Below are 21,847 nucleotides of genomic sequence, written 5' to 3'. Positions count from 1 at the left end.
TCTCTCCCGGCTGCTCAGTGCGCACGCGGCTTCTTTGCCGCTGCGTTGCCACTTGCACGCCGTGGCACGGCGCCGGTGCGCGCTTCGGGCTCGTCGTCGCTGGTATCGAGTTGCTCCAGCGTGTGCAGGATCGGGCAGTCGGGCCGTTCGTCGCCGGCGCAGCACCGGATCAGCGCCTTGAGCGTCTCGGCCATCTCCAACATGCTCGCGATGCGCCGGTCCAGCTCGGAGATGTGCTGCTGCGCCAGGCGCTTGACGTCGGCACTCCGGCGCGACTTGTCGTTCCACAGTCCCAGCAGGTCCGTGATCTCGGCCACCGAGAAGCCGAGGTCGCGCGCACGCCGGATGAAGTGCAGCCGGTGTACGTCGTCCTGGCTATAGGCGCGGTAGCCCGAATCGTTCCGGTCGGCCGGGGGAATCAAGCCGATCTGCTCGTAGTAGCGGATCATCTTGGCCGAGACCTTCGAGGCCTTGGATGCTTCACCGATGTTCATGGTGTTCCTCCTTTCTCAATGAGCGGTATCCGCCGCCAGCGGCGGCTGGAAGCGGCGCAGGCGCAGCGCGTTGCCGAGCACGAACACGCTGGACAGCGCCATCGCTCCGGCCGCGAAGATCGGCGACAGCAGCACACCGTATGCGGGGTATAGGACGCCAGCGGCCACCGGGATCAGGGCCGTGTTGTAGCCAAACGCCCAGAACAGGTTCTGGCGGATGTTGCCGATGGTGGCCTTGGACAGCGCGATGGCGTTGGGCACACCCTGCAGGTTGCCGGACATCAGCACCACGTCGGCCGACTCCACCGCCACGTCGGTGCCGGTGCCGATCGCCAGGCCCACGTCGGCCTCGGCCAGCGCCGGCGCATCGTTGATGCCGTCACCCACGTAGGCGATCTGGCCGTGGGTGGCCTTTAAGCGGCGCACGGCTTCGACCTTGCCCTCGGGCAGCACTTCGGCCACCACCTCGTCGATGCCCAGTTGCTTGGCGATGGCCTGCGCGGTACGCGCGTTGTCGCCAGTGATCATCGCCACCTTCAGGCCGAGCTGGTGCAGCGCGGCAATGGCCGCGGGCGTGCTGGACTTGATCGGATCGGCCACCGCGATGATGGCGGCCAGTCGGCCGTCGATCGCGGCGTACAGCGGCGACTTGCCCTCATTGCCCAGGCGCTCGGCCGTGCGAGCGAAGCCGCTCACGTCCAACCCCAGCTCACGCATGAAGCGATCGGCACCGACCTCGACACGCGCGCCGTCCACGGTGGCGCGCACGCCCATGCCCGTGACCGAATCGAAGTCTGTCATCGTCGGCAGCGCGATGCCACCTTCCACGGCCGACTCGACGATGGCGCGTGCGATCGGATGCTCCGAGCGCGATTCGACAGAGGCGACCTTCGCCAGCACCTGGTTGCGGTCAAAGCCGTCGGCAATCTCCAGGTCGGTCAGGACCGGGCGGCCCTCGGTCAGCGTGCCGGTCTTGTCCACGGCCACCACCTTGGCGTCCTTGAGCAGTTGCAGGGCTTCACCCTTGCGGAACAGTACGCCCATCTCGGCGCCCCGGCCCGTGCCGACCATGATGGAGGTCGGCGTCGCCAGACCCATGGCGCACGGGCAGGCAATGATCAGCACCGCCACGGCATTGACCAGCGCGAAGGACAGCGCGGGCGACGGGCCGAACACCAGCCAGACCAGGAAGGTCAGCACGGCGGCCAGCATGACGGCGGGCACGAACCACAGTGTCACCTTGTCCACCACGGCCTGGATCGGCAGCTTGGAACCTTGCGCCTGCTCGACCATGCGGATGATCTGCGCCAGCATGGTCTGACCGCCCACGGCGGTGGCACGCAGCGTCAGCGCACCCTTCTGGTTGACGGTGCCGCCGACCACGGTGCTGCCTTCCGCCTTTTCGACGGGAATCGGCTCGCCGGTGATCATCGACTCGTCCACGAAGCTGCGGCCCTCGGTCACTTCACCATCGACCGGCACGCGCTCGCCGGGGCGCACTTCCACGATGTCGCCCTGCGCCACGTCGTTGATCGGGATGTCCACGATGCGGCCGTCGCGCAGCACGTGCGCCTCCTTGGCCTGCAGGCCGACCAGGCGCTTGATGGCCTCGGAGGTGCGGCCCTTGGCCCGTGCCTCAAGAAAGCGGCCCAGCAGGATCAGCGCCACGATGACGGCGGCCGCCTCGTAGTACACGTTCACCGTGCCGGCCGGCAGCAGACTGGGCGCGAATGTGGCGACCATCGAATAGCCGAAGGCTGCGGCCGTGCCGACCGCGACCAGCGAGTTCATGTCGGGACCCAGGCGGAACAGCGCCGGGAAGCCCTTCTCGTAGAAGCGCCAGCCCGGAATGGCGAGCACCAGCAGGGTCAGCACGAACTGCAGATACCAACTCTGCTGGATGCCGATGGTGGAAGCCACCCACTCATGCATGCCGGGAATCATGTGCGAGCCCATTTCGAGCACGAACACAGGCAGCGCCAGCACGGCGGCCAGGGTCAGGTCGCGCTTGAGTTCGGCGCGCTCGGCGTCCTTCTTCTCGGCGGCTTCCTCGTCGGCCTGCGCGCCGGTATCCACCGGGTTGGCCTCGTAGCCGACCTTCTCGATGGCCGCGATCAGGTCCGCCACGGCGGCCACGCCGCGCACGGTGGCACGCTCGGTCGCGAGGTTGACCGTGGCCTCGGTGACGCCGGGCACGGCCTTGAGTGCCTTCTCGACGCGGCCCACGCAGGAGGCGCAGGTCATGCCCTCGACCGCCAGTTCGACGGTGCCAGCCGGCACGTCGTAGCCGACCTTCTCGACCGCCTGGATCAACGCGATGCGATCGACAGGACTGGCCAGGCGGATGTCCGCCCGCTCGGTGGCGAGATTGACGGACACGCTGTCCACGCCCGGCACCTTGGCCAGGGCGGCCTCGACTCGGCCGACGCAGCTCGCGCAGGTCATGCCCTCGATGGGTAGGCTGATCGCTGCTGCGGTGGCACGAGCATCACTCGTTATTGGCATGCTCATGGTTGTTTCCCATAGTTGATATTCGACATGGGGGAGCTTAGGGTTTACCATCGTGGGAAGGTCAAGCGCTTTTTTCGGGTACTGTCAGGTTTCAGAAATGGCCCGGCGCACGGGGGAAACGAGGGGCCTTGGTCGCCAGGCTCGCCCTGGTCCCGGGCTGTGCGCGCGCTCAAGCGGTCGCAGCCTCGTTGATCCTGAAGGGCACGAACAGCCGTTCGAGGGTAGGAATTTTTGAGAGATGACTCCACGCAAACCAGCCAGTGCCCCACCGAAGGGCCCAAGCACCGATCTGGCCTCCCTGTCACAGAATGACGTGACCATCCTGGCCGAGACTTTCCGGCTCCTGGGCGATCCGTCGCGGCTCAAGGTCATGCTGTGCTGCATGAAGGGGTCCACGTCGGTAAGCGACATCGCGGAAGCCGTCGAACTCTCGCAGTCGTTGGTCAGCCATCACCTTCGACTGTTGCGTGGAGCCCGTCTGGTCAAGGGCGCGCGCCAGTCCAAGCAGATCTTCTATGAGGTAGCGGACAAGCACGTGAGCCAGGTGCTGCTGGACATGGCCATCCACATCGTTGAGGACAACAGCGACGACTAGCCTTGGTGCGAAACAGCCCTTACCGCGTCCCGTGAGGCCTATCCTTTCGGCCAGATCCGGTGCAAGTCATCCACGACCAGCACGTGATGGTGCCCGCCTTGGTTCGCGTGCTGACGCAAGTGGGGGTGATCCGCCGACAGGTTCGGATGGTCATGGGCCAAGTCCGACGGGTCGCTGGCCGGCCACAGCCGAAGCGCCAGCGCCACGCCAGCTAGGCCGATCAAGGACATGACGACGAACGTCGATTGCAGCCCCATGGCCGCGCCGAAGCGTCCGGCCAGCGGGTAGCAGATGAGCCAGCAGGCGTGCGACAGCGCGAAGTGGGCCGCGAAGATCGCTGGACGGTCCTCGGCGTGGGCCGAGCGGCGCAGAAGACGGCCGGATGGCGTCTGCGCCACGCTGTAGCCAAAGCCGATCACCAGCCACAGCGGCAGCAACAGCGCATAGCTCGGCAGCAGTGCGCCGATCGCCGTGCCCACGACGAGGACAGCGGCGCCGGTGAGCATCGCGGGTCGGTCGGCTACTTTCTCCAGTAGGGACGGCAAGACGAAGGCGGCCACCATCGAGCCGCCTCCGAACGCCGCCAGTGCCCACGCCACCTCGACTTCGCCCAGGCCGAAACGCGCCTTCACGAGCACCACCGTGTTCACGATCACCATCGCGCCGGCCGCCGAGACGGCCAGGCTGATCGCCAGCAGGCCCCGCAGGCGAGGCGTGGCGAGGTAGATGCGCGTGCCGCGCGTCGTTCGCTCCCAGATGCCGCGGCGCGGGCCGGGGACGGACGTGGGCAACCGCACGCTGACCACGAGAGCGGCTGAAACGAGGAAACCGAGCACCGTTCCCGCGAACAGGTTGTGAAAGCTGATGACGGTCAGCAGCGCGGCGGCCAGCATCGGGGAAATCAGGCTTTCCAGGTCGTAGGCCAGCCGGGACAGCGACAGCGCCTTCGTGTAGTCCTCTTCGTCGGGAAGGATGTCCGGGATGGTGGCCTGGAAGGTCGGCGTGAAGCCGGCGGATGCCGCCTGCAGAACGAAGATCAGCAGGTAGATCTGCCAGACCTCGGTGACGAAGGGCAGGCACAGCGCGACGGCCGCTCGCACGAGGTCCAGCGCCACGAGCAGCGAGCGCCGCGGGAGCCGGTCGGCGAAGGCCTGCGCGACCGGCGCGACCCCCGCGTAGGCCAGCATCTTGATGGCCAGCGCCGTCCCGAGCACCGCGCCTGCATCCGCGCCGGCCAGCTCGTAGGCCAGCAGGCCGAGCGCCACCGTCATCAGGCCGGTGCCGACGAGCGCGATCACCTGGGCGGTGAACAGGTGGCGGTAGGTGCGGTTATTCAGGACGGAGAGCATCGGACGGCCTCAGAGCAGTTTGGTCAGCGCCTTCATTTCGGTCAGAACGGAGTCCTCGTCATGGGACAGGCAGTGGTCGATGTGGTCGTGGATCAGGACGCGCTTGGCCGCCGTCACCGCGCTTTCCACCGCCGCGAGCTGGCGGGCGATGTCGAGGCAGGTTTCTCCCCCTTCGATCATCCCGATGACGTGCCGCAGATGCCCCTCGGCGCGCTTGAGCCGCTTCACCAGGTCGGGATGGGTGGTGTGCTTATGCATGTCTTCCATGCTGAAATCATATCCCCCCAGGGGGGATACTGCCACTGGATGTTAGATCAACGGCTGCTTGCCAGGCGGGGGGAATGGTCGCCGAGCCAGGCTAAGGCAATTGCCCGGAGCGGCATCCCGGCCGTGGTGAGACGCGAACACAAATGTGTACAACAATTCACATGAAAACATGTTCATGTGTTATATTTTGAGCCACAGTCAAAGACCCAGTTTCCCGAGGCCCCATGTCCCAATCCCACGCACATGACCATGGTCACGATCACGACCATGATCATGACCACACCCCGACCGTGACCAGCGCCAACGAGCGCAAGGTCCTGCTGTCCTTTTTCCTGATCTTCGGCTTCATGGTCGTGGAGGCCGTCGGAGGCGTGCTGTCGGGCTCGCTGGCCTTGCTGGCCGACGCGGGCCACATGCTGACCGACGCCGCGGCGCTCGCACTGGCCTACGCAGCATTCCGGTTCGGCCGCCGCGCGGCCGACAGCAAGCGCACCTTCGGCTACCTGCGCTTCGAGGTCATCGCCGGTTTCCTGAACGCCGTGACCCTGTTCGCGATCGTCGCTTGGATCGCCTACGAGGCGTGGGAGCGGCTGCAGGCGCCGCCCGTGATCCTGGCCGGCCCGATGATGATCGTCGCCGTGCTCGGCCTGCTGGTGAACGTGCTCGTGCTGTGGATCATGACCCGCGGAGAGACCGATCACGTCAACGTGAAGGGGGCCATCCTGCACGTGATGGGCGACCTGCTCGGCTCGGTCGGCGCCATCGTCGCTGCGATCGTCATCTACCTCACGGGCTGGACGCCGATCGATCCCATCCTGTCGGTCCTGGTCGCGGCGCTGATCCTGCGCAGCGCATGGAAGCTGCTCGCCAAGTCGATCCACATCCTGCTGGAAGGCGCGCCGGAGGATGCTTCGCCGGAGAAGGTGGAGCAAGGCCTGATGGGCGCCGTGCCGGGCCTGGCGGCCGTCAGCCACGTTCACGTGTGGCAGCTCACCTCCGGGCGCACGATGGCCACGCTGCACGTTCGCCCCAACGTGGACGAGGAAGCACGCGCCGTGGTCAAGCGCGTCGAAGCGGTGCTTCGAGAGCAATTCAGCATCGAACACGCCACGGTCGGGATCGACTGGAACTCGGGCACCGACGAGAACGTCTGCAGCTTGCAGCCCACGTCGGAGCGTCAGGACCACAGCGGCCACGATCACAGCGGTCATGACCACAGCGGGCACGACCACAGCGGCCATGATCATGGCAATCACAAGCATGGCGGCGGGCACAGCCACGGCCATGACCACGACCATTCCGCTCCTGGTCACAGGCATTGAGGCCGCGCGAGCCGGCTCGCACTCCACTTGAGGATTTGCATCCATGACGTCCCGCAAAACCACCAGCGCCGACACCGCGCAATGCTCGACCACCAGCCACGACGCGGCGACCGATGCCCTCGCAATGTCGCAAAGTGACGTCGCTGTTCTGGCCGAGACCTTCCGCCTGCTGGGCGACCAATCGCGATTGAAGATCCTGCTGCAGTGCATGCATGGCTCGGTCGCCGTGGGGGACATCGCCGAAGCGCTCGACCTGTCGCAGTCTCTGGTCAGCCATCACCTGCGGCTGCTGCGCGGTGCGCGCCTCGTGCGCGGCGAACGCCAAGCCAAGCACATCTTCTACAGCATCGCGGACCAGCACGTCAGCCAGGTGCTGCAGGACATGGCGGTCCACATTTCCGAGGACAAAGCCGACGACTGACCAGGCCCAAGCACCCAGGCGAATGGCAGGTTGCGAGGCGCCGGTACCCACGCCGCCGGTTAGCCTCAAGGACGTCCTCGATGCGGCCTGGGCGCAACACCCTGAATCGCGGGCCCTGCCTGGGCGCCGGGATGCCGCGCAGGCACAGCAATGGGCGGCGGCAGCTTGGACGCCTGAGCCTCCCGCGCTCGCAATCACCCACAAGACCGACCGGTTCAACCGCACAACGGCACTCGTGAGCTGGATGTCGGAGTGGCCACAGCGACGACGCGGGGTTTTCCCACCACCTTGTCCATGCAGCCTGCCCGCTAGGGCAACCCAAAGGGCTTGACCTTGCCTTCGTTGTAACGCCTAGCCTCCACACAAATTTCTGCAGAGCGCTTCGGAAGGGCCGGAGTCCTGCATCCAAGAAAGGGGCACTTCCATGCGTAAAAAAATCAGAATCGTTGTGGTGGCAGGCGTCATCGCAGCCGTCGGGGGCATAGCGATTGCCGCCCGCGACGCCAAGGACGAGGGCAAGGCCGCGGCGCCCCCGGCGGGCGCGCCGATGGCGCCGCAGGTGCCCGTGGCCGAGGTCATCACCCGCACGGTCGCGCCATCGGCCGAGTACACCGGCTTCCTGGCCGCGCCCAAGACCGTCGAGCTGCGCTCGCGGGTCGGCGGCGCCGTCGATGCTGTGAGCGTCCCCGAGGGCAGCCTGGTGCGCAAGGGACAACTGCTGTTCCAGATCGACCCCCGACCGTTCCAGGTCACGCTCGACACGGCTGCGGCGCAACTGCAACAGGCCGAGGTGCTGGCCAGTCAGGCCCAGGCCGACTTCGACCGCGCCGAGCGCCTGGTGGCGACCGGCGCTGTCGCGCGCAAGACCTACGACGATGCCGTCTCCGCGCGCAGTGCGCGCCAGGCCCAGGTGCAAGCGGCCAAGGCCGCCGTCGCTGCGGCGCGGCTGGATCTGTCCTACGCCCGCGTCACGGCGCCCATCGCCGGGCGCGTTGACCGCGTGCTCGTGACCGAGGGCAACCTGGTCAGCGGCGGTGTCGCCGGCGCGGCCACGCTGCTGACCACGATCGTGTCCATCGACCCGCTGCACGTGTACTTCGACATCGACGAAGCCACGTACCTCAACGTCGTGAGCCGCTCGCGGCCCGCTGCGGGCGCCGGCGGCAAGGCCTCGCTGCCCGTGCAGGTCGGGCTGACCACGGACAAGGGTTTCCCGCACAGGGGCGCGCTCGACTTCGTGGGCAACACCATTGACCGAAGCACCGGCACGATCCGCGCGCGCGCCGTTGTGCCCAACCCGGATGGGCGCATGGCACCCGGCATGTTCGCCCGGGTCAAGCTGTCCACCGGCGCGGCGCGCGAGGCCGTCCTGATCGACGATCAGGCCGTGGGCACCGACCAAGGGCGCAACTACGTGCTGGTCGTGGGCGAGAACAACCAGGCCCAGTACCGGCCCATCGAACTGGGGCCGGTGGTGGACGGGCTGCGCGTCATCAACGGCAGCCTGCAGGCCGGTGAGAAGATCATCATCAAGGGCCTCGTGCGCCCCGGCATGGCGGTCACGCCGCGCATGGTGCCCATGCAGCCGCCCGCGGCACCGGCCGCCGGCGCGGACCCCGCCAAGGCTGACGGCGCGGCCGGCTCGGCGGAGGCCCGCAAATGAATTTCCCCCGCTTCTTCATCAACCGGCCCATCTTCGCCATCGTCCTGTCGGTGCTGATGCTGATCGCGGGCGCGATCAGCTACTTCCAGCTGCCGCTGAGCGAATACCCGCAGGTCACGCCTCCCACGGTGCAGGTCACCGCTAGCTATCCCGGTGCCAACCCGCAAGTGATCGCCGATACCGTGGCATCACCGCTGGAGCAGGCGATCAACGGCGTAGAAGGCATGATGTACATGCAGTCTCAGATGTCCACCGACGGGAAAATGGTGCTCACCGTCTCCTTCGAGCAGCATATCAACGCCGACATTGCGCAGATCCAGGTGCAAAACCGGGTCTCGCGGGCGTTGCCGCGCCTACCGCCTGAAGTTCAGCGCATCGGTGTTGTCACCGAGAAAACGTCGCCGGACGTTCTCATGGTGGTGCATTTGCTTTCGCCTGGAGGTCGATATGATCCGCTGTACGTCTCCAACTACGCCACACTTCATGTGAAGGATGAGCTGGCTCGTACGCCAGGCGTCGGCGATGTCCTAGTCTGGGGCGCCGGGGAGTATTCGATGCGGGTCTGGCTCGAACCCGCCAAGGTCGCTGCTCGTGGGCTGATCGCGAGCGACGTGGTTGCCGCCATCCGCGAGCAGAACATACAGGTTGCCGCTGGTTCGGTTGGTCAGCAGCCGGATGCCTCGGCGGCGTTCCAGGTCACGGTCAACACTCTGGGCCGACTGTCGAGCGAGGAGCAATTCGGCGAGATCGTCGTGAAGACGGGCGCCGACGGCCAGGTAACTCGCCTGCGGGATGTCGCCCGCATCTCGATGGGGGCCGATTCCTACTCTTTGCGCAGCCTGCTCAATGGCGAGCCGGCGGTGGGGATACAGATCATCCAGAGCCCGGGCGCGAACGCGCTGGATGTGTCTAGCGCGGTGCGCGCGGCAATGGACCGACTTCAAGCTAAGTTCCCCGACGGCATTGAGTATAGGATCGCCTACGACCCCACGGTCTTCGTGCGCGCCTCGCTCCAGTCCGTCGCCGTCACGCTGCTGGAGGCCATCTTCCTGGTGGTGATCGTGGTGGTGCTGTTCCTGCAATCCTGGCGCGCGTCGATCATCCCGCTGATCGCCGTGCCGGTCTCGCTGGTCGGCACGTTCGCGGTGATGCACATGTTCGGTTTCTCGCTGAACACACTGTCGCTGTTCGGACTGGTGCTGTCCATCGGCATCGTGGTGGATGACGCCATCGTGGTGGTGGAGAACGTGGAGCGCCACATAGCGCTGGGCGAATCACCCAAGGACGCGGCGCGCAAGGCGATGGATGAAGTGACTGGCCCGATCCTGGCCATCACCTCGGTGCTGGCAGCGGTCTTCATCCCCTCGGCGTTCCTGTCGGGGCTGCAGGGCGAGTTCTATCGCCAGTTCGCGCTAACCATCGCGTTCTCGACCATCCTGTCGGCGATCAACTCGCTTACGCTGTCGCCAGCGCTGGCCGCCATCCTGCTCAAGCCGCACCACGGCGCGGCCAAGCCCGATCGCGTCACGCGCATCATCGACGGCGTGTTCGGCGGCTTCTTCCGCCGCTTCAACCGCTTCTTCGACCGCGCCTCGAATTCCTACGTCGGGGGCGTGCGCCGCGCGGTGCGCGGCAGCGCCATCGTGCTGCTGCTCTACGTCGGCTTCCTGGGCCTGACCTGGCTGGGCTTCCACAAGGTGCCTGCGGGCTTCGTGCCCGCCCAGGACAAGTACTACCTCGTGGGCATCGCCCAGCTTCCGACCGGCGCCTCGCTGGATCGCACCGAGGCGGTCGTCAAGGAGATGACCAAGATCGCACTGGCTGAGCCGGGCGTCGAGAGCGTGGTGGCCTTCCCGGGCCTGTCGGTCAATGGACCGGTGAACCAGCCGAACACCGCGCTGATGTTCGCCATGCTCAAGCCCTTCGATGAGCGCAAGGACCCGTCGCTGTCGGCCTTCGCCATCCAGGGCAAGCTCATGGGCAAGTTCAGCCAGATCCCGGACGGCTTCGTCGGCATCTTCCCGCCGCCGCCGGTGCCGGGCCTGGGTTCTATGGGCGGCTTTAAGCTGCAGATCGAGGACCGGGCGGGCCTGGGTCCCGAGGCGCTTGCACAAGCACAGGGCCAGATCATGGGCAAGGCCATGCAGGCGCCCGAGCTGGCGAACATGCTCGCCAGCTTCCAGACCAATGCGCCGCAGTTGCAGGTGGACATCGACCGGGTGAAGGCCAAGTCGCAGGGCGTGTCGCTGACCGAGGTGTTCGACACCCTGCAGGTCAACCTTGGCTCGCTCTACGTCAACGACTTCAACCGCTTCGGTCGCACCTACCGGGTAATGGCCCAAGCCGATGCGCAGTTCCGCATGCAGGCTGAGGACATAGGCATGCTCAAGGTGCGCAATGCAGCGGGCGACATGATCCCGCTGAGCGCGTTCGCGACCATCGAGCGCAGTTCCGGCCCCGACCGGGTGATGCATTACAACGGCTTCCCCTCGGCGGACATCAGCGGCGGGCCAGCGCCGGGCTACTCATCCGGCCAGGCCACCGCCGCGATTGAGAAGATCGTGAGCGAATCGCTGCCTGACGGTATGACCTACGAATGGACGGACCTGACTTTCCAGGAAAAGCGAGTTGGCAATACTGCTATCTATATCTTCGCGCTGGCGGTGCTGCTCGCCTTCCTGTTCCTGGCGGCCCAGTACAACAGTTGGTCGCTGCCGTTCGCTGTGCTGCTGATTGCACCCATGGCGCTGCTCTCGGCGATCGCCGGCGTCTGGCTCTCTGGGGGGGACAACAACATCTTCACGCAGATCGGTTTCGTGGTGCTGATCGGCCTGGCCGCCAAGAACGCGATCCTGATCGTGGAGTTCGCCCGCGCGAAGGAAAGCGAAGGGGCCGATCCGCTGGCAGCCGTGCTCGAAGCCGCGCGCTTGCGGCTGCGCCCGATCCTGATGACGTCGTTCGCCTTCATCGCTGGCGTGGTGCCGCTGGTGCTGGCCAGCGGTGCGGGCGCCGAGATGCGCCACGCCATGGGCATCGCGGTGTTCGCCGGCATGCTGGGCGTGACGGTATTCGGCCTGGTGCTGACGCCGGTGTTCTACGTCGTGGTGCGCAAGCTGGCGCTGCGCCGCGAAGCGCGCCATGCCCGTGTCGGCATGACCGACCAGCACGCATGACGGCCAGGAGGACATACGACATGAAAACATCTTTCGCATTCACACGACCCGCCAGGACGCTGGCGCCGCTCGCCCTCGCGGCGGCGTTGACTGGCTGCTCCATGGCACCGAAGTATGACCGGCCCGCAGCGCCGATCGACACGGCTTATCCCTTGGGCGCGGCCTATGTGGAACCGGCGGCCGCGACGCCCGACGACGCGATCACGGCCGAGATCGGCTGGCGGGACTTCTTCCGCGACCCGCTGCTGCAGCAGTTGATCGGCATTTCACTGGAGAACAACCGCGACATGCGCAAGGCCGCGCTCAACGTGGAGGCGGCTCAGGCGCTGTACCGTATCCAGCGTGCCGAGATGCTGCCGAACCTGGGCGTTTCCGCCCGCGGCGCGTCAGAGCGCGTACCGGCCGACCTCAGCACCACGGGGCAAAGCGACGTGCTCCGGCGCTACGACGTGGCCGGGGTGACGGCCGCCTGGGAACTGGACCTGTGGGGCCGCATCCGCAGCCTCAGCGACCGGGCGCTGGCGTCCTACCTGGCCCTCGACGAGACCCGCATCGCCACGCAGATGAGCCTGGTGTCCGAGGTGGCCAGCGCCTACCTCACGCTGCGTGCCGACCAGGAACTGCTGCGCCTGACGAGCGACACCCTCGCCACGCAGAAGCGCTCCTACGGGCTGACCACCCAACTGGTGGAAGCGGGCAACTCCACGCAGCTCGACCTGCGCCGCGCAGAGATCGCGTTGCGCACCGCCGAGGCCAACCATGCCGCCTACACACGGCAGGCGGCCAAGGACCGCAACGCGCTGGTGCTGCTGTTGGGCCAGCCGCTGACGCCGGAGCTGTCCCGGCAGCTTGACGAGGCCATGGCGCTGCCGGACGACATCGTGCCGACCGGCCTGCCGAGCGGCCTGCCGTCCGAACTGCTCGCGCGCCGGCCGGACATCCGCGCCGCCGAGCAGATGCTGATCGGCGCCAACGCCAACATCGGCGCGGCGCGGGCCGCGTTCTTCCCGACGATCAGCCTTACGGGCTCGGCGGGCACGGCCAGCGCTTCGCTGGACGGCCTGTTCGATTCGGGCTCGCGGGCCTGGAGCTTCCTGCCGCAGATCACGCTGCCCATCTTCCGCGGCGGCGCGCTGCGCGCCAACCTGGACGTGGCGCACGTACAGAAGCGCATCGAGATCGCCAACTACGAGAAGTCCATCCAGGCGGCCTTCGCCGAGGTGGCCGACGGCCTGGCGGGCAAGCGCACGCTCGATGAGCAGATCCGCGCGGAGCAGCTCCTGGTGGCGGCCAGCCAGAAGGCCTACGAGCTGGCCGAGCAGCGCTTCCAGGAGGGCGTGGACGACAACCTCACTGTACTCGACGCGCAGCGCACGCATTACGGCACGCAGCAGACCCTGGTGCGCACGCGCCTGACGCGGCTGAACAACCTCATCCATCTGTACAAGGCGCTGGGCGGCGGCTGGACTGAGCACACGGTGCAATCGGGCGCCACGGCGCAGCAGTCCGCCCGGTCGCCGGGATGAGGGCCGGCGCGCAGCGGTGGCGTCCCCCATCGCTGCGCGCGGAGAGCTGGATGAGGATTGGTGAACTCGCGCGCTTGACCGGCACGCCCCCTGAGAACATCAGGTTCTACGAACGGGAGGGCCTGCTGCCCGCTCCCGAGCGGTCCCGCAACAACTACCGGCGCTATGGCCCGGCCCATGTCGAGCGGCTTTACCTGATTCGCAACTACCGCGCGTCGGGCATCGGCCTGGATGACATGCGCAACTTGCTGGGCTGGACGCATCGCGAGTCCCCGGAACCCGAGCTGCTGACGCAGGCTGTCCGGGACCATCTCGCCTATGTCGAGGAACGCATGGCGCAACTGACCCGGGTGAAAGAGCACCTGCTCGCATTGGAACGGCAGGCTGTTCCTTCTGCCGCTCGGGAGATTTGCGAGGAGCGACCAGGTTGCGGCGGTTCATGAGCATCGCATGGCCGAATCATGGTCGGATAACTGAACATATATTCATGCGTGTAATATTTCCGGCCAGACAAACGAACAAGAAAGACCGCCCATGACCGACCAGAGCATCACGCGCCGAAACATCGGCGTTCTCACCGCCGCGCAGGCGCTCGGTGGCGCCAGCGCGCCCATCGTGATGTCGCTGGGCGGGCTGGTCGGCCAGCAGCTTGCCAAGGACTCGGCCTGGATCACCTTGCCCGTGAGCCTGTTCGGCCTGGGTCTTGCCATCGGCACCTTGCCTGCGGCGTTCATCATGCGGCGCCATGGCCGCCGCAACGGATACGTGGTCGGGGTCGGCTTCGGCGTGGCCTCGGGCCTGATCGCCGCGCTGGGCATCATGCTGGCCTCGTTCTGGATCTTCTGCGCCGGCACCTTCCTGGCGGGCTTCTACGGCGCGTATGTGCAGAGCTACCGCTTCGCAGCCGCCGACACCGCCGAGGACGCGCTCAAGGCCAAGGCGATTTCCTGGGTAATGGTGGGGGGTCTCGCGGGTGCCATCATCGGGCCGCAGTTGGTGATCTTCACGCGCGACGCGGTAGCGGGCACGCCCTACGTCGGCAGCTTCCTCAGCCAGGCGCTGCTGCCGCTGATCGCCCTGCCGATCTTGCTGATGCTGCGCACGCCGCGCCAGACCCCGGCCGAAGCCGCCGCCGACAGCGGCCGCACGGTGCTGCAGCTCCTGGCGATGCCGCGCTACGCGCTGGCCGTGGCCGCGGGCGTGGTGTCCTATGGGGTGATGGCGTTCGTGATGACCGCCGCGCCGGTGGCGATGGTCAACCACGGGCATTCGGTGGACAACGCCGCCCTGGGCATCCAGTGGCACCTGCTGGCGATGTTCGGGCCGAGCTTCTTCACTGGGCGGCTGATGGTGCGCTACGGCAAGGAGCGCGTGACCGCCGTGGGCATGGTGCTGCTCGCCGCCTCCGGGGTGGTGGCCCTGGGCGGGCTCGGCCTGTCCCACTTCTGGGGCTCGCTGGCGCTGCTGGGCATCGGCTGGAACTTCAGCTTCATCGGCGCGACGGCGGTGGTCACCGATTGCCACACCCCGGCCGAGCGCAGCAAGGCGCAGGGCATGAACGATTTCTTCGTCTTCGCCGCCACGGCGGCCGTGTCGTTCCTCGCGGGATCGATCCTGCACAGCTCGGGCTGGCAGGCGGTCAACTGGATGATCTTCCCGGCCCTGGCGCTGATCTTGGTGCCGCTGCTGTGGCAGACCGCGCGAAAGCCGGTGCGGCTAGGTCCGGGCTGATCGGGCCGATGCGGGAGGTGTTCCATCTAGCGGTCGCCTCAGGCGCTACATCACCTGCTTCCACCGCTGCAGCTTCGACAGCGCGTTGTCGTAGGCGGCGGAAGTGAAGGACTGGATCTTGCGCCGAGGGTCTTCATCGGCATCAACGGCGAAATGAGGGGCTTGACCTTCCAACAATGGGAAGCCCTACAGTGACTCCATCAATCTCATTCAAGGAGTTTTTCATGAGAGTCAACAAGTTCAGCCTGTTGTTCATTGCGGGCGCCGTCGTGGTCGCCATCGGCCTGATGGCCGTTCAGAAGAAGGTGGTCCCGTCGGGTGAAGTGATGCAGGCCAATGCGAGCGGAGATCACCAAGGGCACGCGATGCCCTCCAGCGCCTCGGCCAATGACAGCCCTTCCACGACCGCGTATCGCGCCGTGAACGACCAGATGCACGCGGGGATGGGAGCGCAGTTCACTGGCAACGCCGACGTCGATTTCATGCGCGGCATGATCCGGCACCACCAGGGCGCGATCGACATGGCCAAGGTGGCGTTGCAGTACGGCAAGGACCCGGAGGTCCGCAAGTTGGCTGAGGAGGTTATCTCTGCGCAGGAAGGCGAGATCGCCATGATGAATAAGTGGCTTGGAGAACGCGGCCAACAGGCGGCGACCGGCAGCTCGGGCGACGCCTCGACGACCGCCTACCGTGCCGGCAATGACCGCATGCACGCCGACATGATGATTGACTTCAGCGGCGATGCCGATGTGGACTTTATGCGCGGCATGATCCCGCATCACCAGGGCGCGATCGACATGGCCAAGGTGGCGTTGCAGTACGGCAAGGACCCGGAGGTCCGCGAGTTGGCTCAGGAGGTTATCTCTGCGCAGGAAGGAGAGATCGCCATGATGAAGAGCTGGCTTGCCGCTCGGGGAAAGTGAAGGCACGACCATGAACCAAGCCAGCACCCCGCGCATCATCATCTATAGCACTCCAGCCTGCCCGGACTGTCGGGTGCTGAAGGAGTGGCTGTCCCAGCAGAGCATCGTGTTTGAAGAACGCGACCTGACCGACCCGAAGATTTCTGCGGAAGCCAAGTCACGAACCGGCGTGCGCGTGGCTCCGATCACGCTCATCGGTAATGAGGTCTTCTATGGCACCTTTGCGAGCCAGAAGCCGGGGCTGATGAAGGCGCTCGGCCGTTCGACAAGTAGATGAAGGGTCTCAAGAAATACTTGGCCCGCGCTGCCGTCCAAGCTCCCAAGATACGCCGCCACCGCGCACCACGGCGGCGATATGCTGCCCCAGCCGCTGCTCGATCACCGGCCGCCACGGCACCAAGCTGAATCCCATGCCGTCGTCCAGCATCGCGTAGCGCCCGCTGGCGAGCATGACGCTGCGCCGGTAGATGCCAGCCACGCGCTGCCCGTCGGCCACCGGGCGATGCTCCAGGCCGGTTTCAGCGGCAATGCCCTTCGCGGCCTGTGCCAGTTCCCGGTTGCGCAGTGTGCCCAGCAGGTTGCGCGCCAGGATCACGCGCTGCCCGCGCCGCTCGGCCAGCCCCTGTTCGGCCAGGAAGTCGGCGCGCTGTTGCATGGCCTGTTTGGCCTCGCCACCAAAGCCCAGGTCGCCCAGGCCCGAGCCGCCGCCGATCAACTGCTGGTCGAGCCACGTGGCCCCGATCACGCGGGCCTGCCGCTCGATGGGCAAGTGCGATTTCAGCTCCACGGCCACGCCGCCCAGGCGCTGCGCGTCGTACTGGCGGCCACGCTCGGCCAGGTCGTCCGGCACCTTCCATAGCCCTTCGGCAACGCGCTCCACAATGCCGGCCCGACGCAGGGCCTCCAGCCGGCGGATGTGGGCGGCGACGACTTCTTGCGGGTCGCGTCCGGCCTTGGCCCGGCCCTGCCCGATCGCCAGGTGATGGTCAGTGCGGTACAGGCCATCGCTCGCCAGCGCGGCGATGTTCTTGTCGGCTGCGCGCACGTCGGCCGAGCCTTTCACCTCCACCACGGCGCCGCTCGGGTAGTTCGCCAGCTCGTCGCGGGCGTTGAGCGCGACGTAATGGGCCTTGCCGTCCACCCCGTCGATGACCAGATAGCCCCGGTCGCGCAGCTCGTCGGCCAGCCCCTTCGCGGCCACACGGCCGAGGATGGTTCGGCCATCGTCCCCCGGCTCGAACACGGCCAGCTCGCGCGGCTCGCCGCGCATGGCCCGCTGCACGGTGCGGATGATGTCGCCGCGCTCGCCCAGCGCGCGCAATGTCTTTTCCGCATCGGCATGGATGGCCCAGGTGCCGGGCTGCGTCTCGTCGGCCAGGCCCAGGCGCTGCAAGTGTTGCAGGCGGCCGATTAGCATCAGGCGTTGGCGCTGCAAGCGGGGGGCGTTGAACCTTTCGACGCGCACCAGGCCATCGCCGCCGGCCTCGCCTATCTCACGCTTGAGGGTGCGATCCAGGCTCGTCCACCGCTCTTGCTCCACCTCACGCTGCAAGGTCTGCTGGATCTCCAGTTCGGTGCGCGGCCCCAGCCATTCGGTCGCCAGCTCGGCGGCGCGATAGCGGAAGCCATCGGCGATGTAGTCGCCCGCGATGATGAGGTCTTTGCCGGTGTCGTCGCGCCCGCGCACGACGATGTGCGTGTGCGGGTTGTCGGTGTTCCAGTGGTTCACGGCCACCCAATCGAGGCCCGTACCCAGGTCGGCCTCCATGCGGCCCATGAGGTGCCGCGTGTAGGTGCGCAGGTCTTCCAGCTCCGCGCCATCCTCGGGCGAGAGGATGAAGCGGAAATGGTGCCGGTCGTCGGCGCAGCGTTCCTTGAAGGCGTCGAGATCGGCCACGTCTGTCTGCGGCCCGTAGGCTTGGCCCGGCTCGCCGTCGCGGCCCACGCCGTCGCGCTCGATGTAGCGCAGGTGCTTGGCGAGCGACTGCGGGCTGGCCCGCTGGTGGTTCACCAGCAGCGTCTTGATGGTCGCGCGCCGCGACATAGGCGTCAGCTTCGCCCCGGCGAAGCGTGCTGCCGTGTGGCCGCGCCCCAGGCGCGAGCCGGGCCGCTGGCCGGTGCCACTCGCCGATGCCGGACGGCGCACCGTGGACTTGCCGCTGCTGGCTTTGCCCGCCTGTTTGAGCACCTTGGAAACGAAGCTCTGCCCCTGGCCCTTGCCCCGGTTCTTCGGGGCGCTGGGGCGCACGCGGAAATCGTCGTCGCGGCGGTCGGTCATGGCTGCGCTCCCTGCAAGCTCTGGCGTGTCCTGTCGTGCGAAGCACGCGGACATGCCTGCATTGGCGCGACCTTCGCGCCGAACGCGGCACGGCGGCAAAGCCGCTCCGTGCCGCGCCACCCCCATGTGCAGACTGGCTTTCGACGCGGCCCGGTGCCGCGTCCTTTTGTCTTGCCTTCCGCCTTTGCCCCTCGCTGTCGCTCCGGGCGTCGGCGGCCCGGCGGCGCTGCGCTGCTTGCAGCCAGCCCGCCGGCGAACGCGCCAATGGCCGCAGGCCGGGCGCGTTCGAGGCAAGACGCCTGCACGCTGGACGGCTGCGCCGGATGTTGCGCGAAGCGCGGCGCGAATGCGCCCGCGCTGCACGCGCGACGACACGGCGGCGGCAGCCGGAACGGCATGCCCGATGGCACGATGAGAGGCACGGCAACGTGCAGTGAATCGGCGGCCATCATGGGCGTGTCTTCAGCCAGACCGGGTGCGCGACGCCGATCACGGCGGATGCGCTGACCGGGCCGAAATAGCGGCTGTCGAACGACGCCGGATTGGTCACGCTCAACAGGAACAGCTCGCCCGGTTCGAGGCGGCGGCAAAGCTGCAAGGATGGCAGCGGCCGGCCCAGCCGGTCGGCAGGCAGCGCAGCGGCCGCAGGCACGCCGTCGATGCGTAGCTGCCCGGCGACGATGCAAACGTGTTGCGGCGCGACTGCGCCCACACGTTTGAGCAGCGGAACGCGGGTCGGCAGGTAGCCGCGCTGCGCAGCCAGCATGGCGGCCCTGTCGGGCAGCGGCACCAGCACGATGCTGTCCACGGACAACGGACGTGGCAGCGAGGCGGTGCGCGGGTCGAACGGTTCGATGCGATACCAGCCGATCGCCACGCTGTCGGACGGGTTGTAGGTCAGACGCGGCAGCGGCGACACGAAAGCCGCCCAGGCCAGCGCAGCGAGGCCGACGGCAGCGAAGCCCGCCAGCACGATGCGAACGCGCAGGCGCGAGCGAGGATGCGGCGCGACTTCGTGCGTGCATGTGGTGTTGGATTGGGTCGTCATGGCAGCGCCTTTCCGGCCAGCCAGGCGGCGTGCCGCTCGGCGGTGTATTCGGGCAGCGCCAGGCGGGCCGCCAGGCGGTTGCCCAGCGTGCGCCAGTACGCGGGCGACACGTCGATGGCGGCGATGCCTTGCCCTTCGATGCCGTCGATGCGTTCCAGCACGGCACGCACCGCGTTTTCGCCTTCGGCGTGCAGCAGCAGGCGTGCGCCTGGCCGCACGCCAGGGATACGCTGCATGTCGTCCAGCGGCGTGGCGGCTTGCATCACCATGAGCTGCCAGCGGATCGTGCCGTAGTCGTTGGCTTGCCAGCGGATACGGCAGAACACCATGCGCGGCAGGAACACCGCACAGCGCCGCCAGCGGTCGAGCCGCAGCGTGCGCGCAGGTTCGCCGAAGCGCAGATAGAGCTTGAAGCGCGGCTCGATGTAGGCGAGCGATACGCGGGTCATCGGCACGTTGCCGGGTCGGCCGGCGAGTGTTGGAAGCGAATGCGGCGGCGTAGCCGTGGCCGCGTTCGCGGCGGTCGCGGCGGTCGCGAGGGATGCGTTCATGGCGTGCTCTCCATGCGGTTCTCGGGAAACTCCCGTTCCAGCAGACCGCGCAGCAGTTCGGCTACGGTCACGCCCTGGCCGAAGGCGGCGATCTTGATGCGTGCGCGCAGCGCGGGCGTCACGTCGAGCGTGAGGCGTGCGGTGTAGAGGTCGCCTTTGTTGAGTGCATCGGCATCGCCCTGGCGAATCCACGCCTCGGCGTGCGGATTCGCGGGCGGACGTGCGCCGATGCCGACGCGCTTGCTGCGCGGGCCGCTCATGTCGGCCACCGCAGCAGTTCATCGGTGAGCGCGGCGATCTCGCGTGCGGCGGCGCTGTCGGGCGCGATTTCGCGGGCGAGCCGGCCAGCGGCCACGCTGTCGGCGAAGACGATGCGCTGGCGCACTTCGCTGCGCAGTGCCGGCAGCGGCTGTTCGGCCAACGATTGCCGTGCTTCCCTGCCGATGATGGTGGTACTGACACGCCGGTTGATGACAAAGGCCGCGCGCAGCGCAGGCCGGAACACCTGTGCCTCGCGGATCAGCGCCACCATCTCGGCGCTGGCCCAAAGGTCATACGGGCTGGGCTGCACGGGAATCAGCACGCGCTCGGCCGCCAGCAGCGCGGAACGCGCCAGGGCGGCGATGCGCGGCGGGCCGTCGATGATGATGTGATCGGCGCGGCGGGCCAGCTCCGGCGCTTCCTGATGCAGCGTTTCGCGGGCGAGGCCCACGGCGCTGAACAGCCGTGGCAAGCCCTGCTGGCTTCTGCGCTGCGTCCAGTCCAGCGACGAACCCTGCGGGTCGGCGTCCAGCAGGATGACGTGCAGACCGCGCATCGCCAGCTCGCCGGCGATGTGGGTGGCGAGTGTGGTCTTGCCGACGCCGCCTTTTTGATTGAGAAACGCGAAGATCATGGCGCGGCCCTCCCTGCTGGAAAGCCGGCCTGGCCGTGCCGTTTTGCGGTTGTCCACCGAAACGGCGCGCTTCTACTAAAAGTTAGAGATTTATAGTTAGGTAAGTTAGAGGGGGCGAAAACCCGCGCCGTTACTGGCTTTGCGGCGTTTTCGTACTCCTGATAGCACGATAGGCGTACTCCCGATAGCACGATACCCTGTACTCCTGATAGCACGAGGCCGTCCACACCTTTTCCCTCAGTTATCCCCGTGCCGTGAACGGCACGGGCCGGAAGGTCAGCAGTTCCAGCCTTTCGCCCGGCATCGGCTCGATGCCCAGGACGTAGCCGGGCAGCGACTGCCGCGCGACCAGCACGCGCAGGTCGTAGGCGAAGTCCGAGAAGCGCGCCGCGCTGCCGGACTTCCGGTGCAGGTGCCGGAAGTCGAATTGCCAGCCGTGTTCCTGCCGCCCGCCGTGCTTGCGCACCAGGCGGTACAGCCAGCGTTCGATACCGCCCTTCAAGCGGAAATAGGCCGGGTCGATGGTCAGTACCAGGGCGGCGTCGAGTACGCCGGCATAGAACCAGTCCGGCAGGATCAGTTCGATGCCCAGCGGCGTGCCGCTGGCGTCGGCCAGCTCGCGCCATTCGTTCACCCACGAAAAGCGATGCAAGCGCCGCCCGGTGGTTTCGCGGATGGACGTGGCCACGCTGGTCGATTGCAGCCGGTCGAGCGCGGCTTTCAGGCGCTTGTAGTCGTTGAGGGACGTGCCGCGCCCGATGAAGCGCAGGATTTCGTAGGGCGTGGCGTGTATCCAGCGCGACGGGCGAATGCCTGCGTCGCGCGCCTCCACGATCTGCGAGGCCGCCCAAATCAAAACGTCGGCATCCCATATCGTGGCGATGCCGTGCTCGGCCGTGCCTTCCACGCGGATGGTGATGTTCCCGCTGCGGAAGTCGATCGGCGCCGTGCGCCGCGACTTCGCCAGCGAGAAGAACGGAAAGGCCATCAAGTCCTGGCTGTCGCGCGGCGCCATGCCGTCGCCCGGCAGCGCGCGGAACAGGTCGAGCTGTTCCCGCTGCTGCGATCGCTGCCTCGACGGCAGCGATGGGCTGGACATG

Annotated in this window: 20 protein-coding genes; 10 read left to right on the top strand and 10 right to left on the bottom strand. The window is 67.2% G+C overall.

The features are described 5' to 3' along the window. Positions 1–14 precede the first annotated feature (14 nt). Complete coding sequence (gene cueR / locus LU682_RS15575) at positions 15–494, bottom strand: Cu(I)-responsive transcriptional regulator (protein ID WP_008786743.1); 480 nt, start codon at positions 492–494, stop codon at positions 15–17. Positions 495–509: 15 nt separating this feature from the next. Beyond that, a complete protein-coding gene (locus LU682_RS15570; RefSeq protein ID WP_008786742.1) occupies positions 510–3,005 on the bottom strand; it encodes a heavy metal translocating P-type ATPase in 2,496 nt (831 codons plus the stop codon). A gap of 238 nt (positions 3,006–3,243) precedes the next feature. Between LU682_RS15570 and LU682_RS15565 the strand changes: the two genes are divergently transcribed. Then, positions 3,244–3,600 carry an ArsR/SmtB family transcription factor gene (locus LU682_RS15565; protein WP_008786741.1) on the top strand — a complete coding sequence of 119 codons (357 nt, stop codon included), beginning with the start codon at positions 3,244–3,246 and terminating at the stop codon, positions 3,598–3,600. A gap of 38 nt (positions 3,601–3,638) precedes the next feature. On the opposite strand, the gene LU682_RS15560 is transcribed toward LU682_RS15565, so the two are convergent. Together LU682_RS15560 and LU682_RS15555 are read right to left on the bottom strand one after the other, a co-directional pair. Beyond that, positions 3,639–4,949 (bottom strand): MFS transporter, encoded by a 1,311-nt coding sequence (locus tag LU682_RS15560; protein WP_008786740.1) that lies wholly within the window; start codon positions 4,947–4,949, stop codon positions 3,639–3,641. Between the two features lie 9 nt (positions 4,950–4,958). Further along, positions 4,959–5,216 carry a metal-sensing transcriptional repressor gene (locus LU682_RS15555; protein WP_019396551.1) on the bottom strand — a complete coding sequence of 86 codons (258 nt, stop codon included), beginning with the start codon at positions 5,214–5,216 and terminating at the stop codon, positions 4,959–4,961. 224 nt (positions 5,217–5,440) lie between these two features. On the opposite strand from LU682_RS15555, the gene LU682_RS15550 reads away from it, so the two are divergent. The 9 genes from LU682_RS15550 to LU682_RS15510 all read left to right on the top strand — a co-directional run bounded on the left by LU682_RS15550 (position 5,441) and on the right by LU682_RS15510 (position 16,252). Continuing rightward, on the top strand, positions 5,441–6,538 hold the full coding sequence (locus LU682_RS15550) for a cation diffusion facilitator family transporter (RefSeq protein WP_008786738.1): 1,098 nt from the start codon (positions 5,441–5,443) through the stop codon (positions 6,536–6,538). A gap of 43 nt (positions 6,539–6,581) precedes the next feature. Further along, positions 6,582–6,959, top strand: coding sequence for an ArsR/SmtB family transcription factor (locus LU682_RS15545; protein ID WP_008786737.1), 378 nt, complete (start codon positions 6,582–6,584; stop codon positions 6,957–6,959). 424 nt (positions 6,960–7,383) lie between these two features. Further along, positions 7,384–8,622, top strand: coding sequence for an efflux RND transporter periplasmic adaptor subunit (locus tag LU682_RS15540; protein WP_021162752.1), 1,239 nt, complete (start codon positions 7,384–7,386; stop codon positions 8,620–8,622). Next, a complete protein-coding gene (locus tag LU682_RS15535) occupies positions 8,619–11,795 on the top strand; it encodes an efflux RND transporter permease subunit (RefSeq protein ID WP_008786735.1) in 3,177 nt (1,058 codons plus the stop codon). The genes LU682_RS15540 and LU682_RS15535 overlap by 4 nt, the downstream gene beginning before the upstream one ends. Before the next feature lie 20 nt (positions 11,796–11,815). Continuing rightward, positions 11,816–13,321, top strand: coding sequence for an efflux transporter outer membrane subunit (locus LU682_RS15530; RefSeq protein ID WP_008786734.1), 1,506 nt, complete (start codon positions 11,816–11,818; stop codon positions 13,319–13,321). A 50-nt stretch (positions 13,322–13,371) separates the two neighbouring features. Then, positions 13,372–13,764, top strand: a complete 393-nt coding sequence (locus LU682_RS15525; RefSeq protein ID WP_019396549.1) for a MerR family transcriptional regulator — start codon at positions 13,372–13,374, stop codon at positions 13,762–13,764. A 91-nt stretch (positions 13,765–13,855) separates the two neighbouring features. Next, complete coding sequence (locus tag LU682_RS15520) at positions 13,856–15,052, top strand: MFS transporter (protein WP_008786732.1); 1,197 nt, start codon at positions 13,856–13,858, stop codon at positions 15,050–15,052. Positions 15,053–15,276: 224 nt separating this feature from the next. Beyond that, complete coding sequence (gene copM / locus LU682_RS15515) at positions 15,277–15,975, top strand: CopM family metallochaperone (protein ID WP_232857095.1); 699 nt, start codon at positions 15,277–15,279, stop codon at positions 15,973–15,975. Positions 15,976–15,985: 10 nt separating this feature from the next. Next, positions 15,986–16,252, top strand: a complete 267-nt coding sequence (locus LU682_RS15510) for a glutaredoxin family protein (RefSeq protein WP_008786730.1) — start codon at positions 15,986–15,988, stop codon at positions 16,250–16,252. 6 nt (positions 16,253–16,258) lie between these two features. Here the strand turns inward: LU682_RS15510 and LU682_RS15505 are convergent, their stop codons facing one another. The 6 genes from LU682_RS15505 to LU682_RS15480 all read right to left on the bottom strand — a co-directional run bounded on the left by LU682_RS15505 (position 16,259) and on the right by LU682_RS15480 (position 21,846). Beyond that, positions 16,259–18,253 carry a relaxase/mobilization nuclease domain-containing protein gene (locus tag LU682_RS15505; RefSeq protein ID WP_019396546.1) on the bottom strand — a complete coding sequence of 665 codons (1,995 nt, stop codon included), beginning with the start codon at positions 18,251–18,253 and terminating at the stop codon, positions 16,259–16,261. A 448-nt stretch (positions 18,254–18,701) separates the two neighbouring features. Then, positions 18,702–19,301, bottom strand: a complete 600-nt coding sequence (locus LU682_RS15500; protein WP_014646123.1) for a S26 family signal peptidase — start codon at positions 19,299–19,301, stop codon at positions 18,702–18,704. Continuing rightward, entirely contained in the window at positions 19,298–19,852 is a 555-nt protein-coding gene (locus LU682_RS15495; protein WP_014646122.1) for a DUF2840 domain-containing protein, read from the bottom strand. Before LU682_RS15495 ends, LU682_RS15500 begins: the two co-directional genes overlap by 4 nt. Next, positions 19,849–20,112 (bottom strand): hypothetical protein, encoded by a 264-nt coding sequence (locus LU682_RS15490; protein ID WP_014646121.1) that lies wholly within the window; start codon positions 20,110–20,112, stop codon positions 19,849–19,851. The genes LU682_RS15495 and LU682_RS15490 overlap by 4 nt, the downstream gene beginning before the upstream one ends. Continuing rightward, the gene (gene parA / locus LU682_RS15485) at positions 20,109–20,747 is read right to left on the bottom strand and encodes a ParA family partition ATPase (RefSeq protein WP_014646120.1); all 639 of its coding nucleotides are present in this window, start codon (positions 20,745–20,747) and stop codon (positions 20,109–20,111) included. Before parA ends, LU682_RS15490 begins: the two co-directional genes overlap by 4 nt. A 241-nt stretch (positions 20,748–20,988) precedes the next feature. Further along, a complete protein-coding gene (locus LU682_RS15480) occupies positions 20,989–21,846 on the bottom strand; it encodes a replication initiator protein A (protein ID WP_087948673.1) in 858 nt (285 codons plus the stop codon). Between the last annotated feature and the right edge of the window lies 1 nt (position 21,847).

The organism is Pseudomonas alloputida (assembly GCF_021283545.2).
Taxonomy (GTDB): Bacteria; Pseudomonadota; Gammaproteobacteria; order Pseudomonadales; family Pseudomonadaceae; genus Aquipseudomonas; species Aquipseudomonas alloputida.
The sequence above is the reverse complement of the archived record's forward strand: the minus strand, read 5'-3'. Positions and strand labels throughout refer to the sequence as shown.